This is a genomic window from Nonomuraea solani (genome assembly GCF_900108335.1).
In the GTDB taxonomy this organism is placed as follows: Bacteria; Actinomycetota; Actinomycetes; order Streptosporangiales; family Streptosporangiaceae; genus Nonomuraea; species Nonomuraea solani.
Map to the genome: position 1 here is coordinate 1 of NZ_FNVT01000065.1, position 4062 is coordinate 4062.

Genomic DNA, 4062 nt, shown 5'->3' on the forward strand with positions numbered 1-4062 from the left:
CCGTCGCAGGAGCGGGTGATCGAGGCGGCGCTGGCTTCGGCGGGGATCGGTCCTGGGCAGGTGGACGTGGTCGAAGGGCACGGCACCGGTACCGCGCTGGGCGATCCGATCGAGGCGCAGGCGTTGCTGTCCGCCTACGGCCAGGACCGGCTATCGCCGTTGTGGCTGGGCTCTGTGAAGTCGAACCTGGGACATACCCAGGCGGCGGCCGGGGTGGCCGGTGTGATCAAGATGATTCTGGCGATGCGGCACGGGCTGCTGCCCAAGACGCTGCACGTCGATGCGCCATCGTCGAAGGTGGACTGGTCCGGCGGCGCGGTGGAACTCCTGGCCCAGCCCCAGCCCTGGCCGCACGCTGCGGACCGGCCGCGCCGGGCGGGAGTGTCGTCATTCGGCATCTCCGGCACCAATGCGCACATCATCCTCGAAGAACCCCCGGCCGAGGAAGAGCAGCTCTTCGGGGAGCCGTCGGGCGAGCGGGACAGCAGCCCGGCCACTGCGGCCGAGAGCGACCACCCGGCCGCGCCGGTGCCGGTGGTGGTGTCGGCCAAGAGCGAGGCGGCGTTGCGGACGCAGGCCGGTCGGCTGGCCGGGTTCGTGGCCGAGCACGGCTCCGCCGATGTGCTGGATGTGGCCGTCGGGTTGACCCGAAGGGCCGCCCTGGAGCACCGGGCGGTGCTGGCGGTAGCGGACCGGGAGGGTCTACTGGCCGGGTTGCAGGCACTGGCCGGTGGCGAGTCAGCGACTGGCGCGCTGGCAACCGGCGCGCTGGCAACCGGAGAGCCGGCGGCCGGAGGGTTGGCGGCCGGGGTGCTGGCGTCGTCTTCGGTGGTGCAGGGTCGGGTGCGGCCGGGCCGGGTGGCGGTGCTGTTCTCCGGTCAGGGTGCCCAGAGGGCCGGGATGGGCCGTGAGTTGTATGCGGCTTTCCCGGTGTTCGCCCGCGCCTTTGACGAGGCGTGTGCGTTGCTGGAGGCCGAGCTCACCGCCGCCGATACTGCGGGGGTTGTGAGCGGCTTGGCCGGTGGTGTGACCTTGCGGGAGATCATCCTTGGCGAGGCCAGCGAGGCCAGCGAGGCCAGCGAGGCCAGCGAGGCCAGCGAGGCCAGCGAGGCCAGCGAGGCCAGCGAGGCCAGCGAGGCCAGCGAGGCCAGCGAGGCCAGCGGGGTTGGTGGTTCTGGGGCTGCTGGGTCCGGTTCTGGTGGGGTGCTGGACCGGACGGTGCTGGATCAGACGGTGTTCGCCCAGGCCGGGCTGTTCGCCCTCGAAACGGCCTTGTACCGACTGCTGGAATCGCTGGGCATCCGGCCCGATTACGTGGCCGGGCATTCGCTGGGCGAGATCACCGCCGCACATGTGGCCGGGGTGCTGGACCTGGCCGATGCGTGCCGTCTGGTGGCGGCCCGTGGCCGGTTGATGCAGGCGCTGCCGGCCGGTGGCGCGATGGCGGCGATCGGCTGCGGCGAAGACGTGCTCGCCCCGGTGCTGGCCGACCACGACCACGTGTCGGTGGCCGCGGTCAACGCGCCCGGCGCGGTGGTGATCTCCGGCGCATCCGGCCAGGTGGAGCAGGTCATCGAGTGGGCGCGGCAGCACGGGCACCGGACCCGGCCGCTGCGGGTGTCGCACGCGTTCCATTCCCCGCTGATGGAGCCGATGCTGGCCGAGTTCGAAGAAGTCGTGGCGGGACTGACGCTGCGGCGTCCGGACCTGGCGCTGGTGTCCAACGTCTCGGGAGACCTCGCCGGCGCCGAGATCACCGAGCCCGGCTACTGGGTCGAGCACGTGCGGCGGCCGGTGCGGTTCGCCGACGTTGTCACCACCTTGTCCCGGCATCAGGTCGGCTGCTTCGTCGAGGCCGGTCCGGACGCCCAGCTGACCCCCATGATCGAACAAACCCTCGCTCACCACGACGACGCCGACGCCCGCGGGGACGCAGAGCCTGCCTCGGTGGTGGCGTTGCTACGCCGCGACCGGGACGAGACCGCCCAACTGGTCGCCGGGCTGGGCCTGGCCTGGACCTGCGGTACGGCCGTGGATTGGACCGCATGGCCGACCGGACCGGTCGGTGCTCGCGCTGGTGAGCTGGATCTGCCCACCTATCCCTTCCAGCATCGCCGCTACTGGCTGCAGTCGGCTCCGGCCGGCGACCCGGCCGCCGTAGGCCAGATCGCCGCCGATCATGCGATCTTGGGTGCGGTGGTGGAGCAGCCCGATGGCGGCGCCATTTTGACCGGGCGGTTGTCGGTCGCTGCTCAGCCCTGGCTGGCCGATCACGCGATCAACGCCACCCCGATCCTGCCCGGCACCGCTTTCGTCGAGCTCGCCCTGCGCGCTGGTGACCAGGTCGGGTGCCCGGCCATCGATGAGCTCACCCTGCATACTCCTCTGCCCATCCCCGACTCCGGTCAGCACAGCACCGGCGGCGTCGTCGTGCAGGTCACCGTGACCGGACCGGGCGAAGACGGCCGGCGTCAGATCGGCATCCACTCCAAAGACGACGACGGGCACTGGACCCGGCACGCCACCGGCACCCTCACCCCCACCCCCGCCACCCCGGCGGCGGACCTGAGCCACGCCTGGCCCCCGCCAGGCGCCCAGCCGCTGGACACCACGGGCCTGTACGACCGCCTGGTAGACCACGGCTACGGCTACGGCCCCGCCTTCCACGGCCTCACCCGGGCCTGGAAGCATGGCGACGATCTCTACGCCGAGGTGTCGCTACCGACCGATGTCGCCGATCCTGCGGGTTACGGCGTCCACCCCGCGCTGCTCGACGCCGCGATGCACGTGGGCATGCTGACCGGGCAGGACACCGGGGAGGGCGGCCCGCTGATCCCGTTCAACTGGAACGGCGTCACCCTGCACGCCGCCGGCGCCACCGCGCTGCGAGTACGGCTACGCCGACTGGACGGCGACCAGGTCACCCGGCTGGACCTCACTGACCCGGGCGGCCGGCCATTGGCTTCGGTGGAGGAGCTGACCGCGCGGCCGCTGGCTCCTGGGCAGTTGAGCGGCGCGGTCCCGGCCCGGTGGTTGTACGAGGTGGCCTGGCGGCCGGTGAACGAGCATGACGCGGACGCCGTGGGAACCGTTGCCGATGTCGCGGTGCTGGATGTCGCTTCTTCACTGGGAGCGGGAGCTGCTGCCCGAGGTGCGGAAGCTGGTGGCGGGGAGCCGGCGGACGCTGACGTTCCGGTGCGGGTGCGGCGGGCCGTCGGGGAAGTGCTGGGCAGGTTGCAGACCTGGTTGGCCGAGGCGGACACGCGACCGGTGGCGGTGGTGACCCGGGGCGCGGTGGCCGTGGCCGACGGCGAGGTTCCGGATCCGGCGCAGGCCGCGGTGTGGGGGCTGGTACGGGCCGCTCAGGCGGAGGAACCCGGCCGGATCACCCTGATCGACCTCGCCCCAGACGACGGTTCGCTGGAAGGCACGCAGGTCACCCTCGGCCCGGACGGGGCATCGGCGAGTGCCGTGCCGGTCACCACCGCCGGCGGTGAGGACCGTCTTACGGATGGTGTGCGTGCCGCGCTCGCTTGCGGTGAGCCGGAGGTGGCGCTGCGCGGCGGCCGGCTGTGGGCGTCCCGGATGACACACGTCGCATCCCCCGACCCGGATGATGGAGCCTCCTCATTGCTTGGGGCAGCCGGCCAGGTGGGCGGCAAGGACACCGACATCATGTGGCCGGTCGATGGGACCACGCTGATCACCGGCGGTACCGGTGGGCTGGGTGCGTTGGTGGCGCGGCATCTGGTGGCCGAACACGGCGTACGGCACCTGCTGCTGGTCTCCCGCCGTGGCCTGGACGCCTCCGGCGCGGCGGAGTTGCGCGATGAGCTGACCAAGCAGGGCGCCGAGGTTGTGGTGGCTGCTTGCGACGTGGCGAATCGGGACGCTCTCACCAAACTGCTGGAAGGGATCGGTGAGGCGCGGCCGTTGCGGGCGGTGGTGCATGCGGCGGGGGTGGTGGATGACGGGGTGATCACGTCGTTGTCGGCGGAGCGGGTGGAGGCGGTGCTGCGGCCGAAGGTGGATGCGGCCTGGTATCTGCATGAGCTGACCCGG

1 protein-coding gene is annotated in these 4062 nt (G+C 72.0%); it reads left to right on the plus strand.

Features of this window, described 5'->3' with window-relative positions; all coding sequences use genetic code 11:
* Positions 1 to 15: 15 nt before the first annotated feature.
* Positions 16 to 4062: type I polyketide synthase (locus tag C4V41_RS65195; protein WP_327537534.1), on the plus strand; the 4047-nt coding region annotated here is incomplete at its 3' end.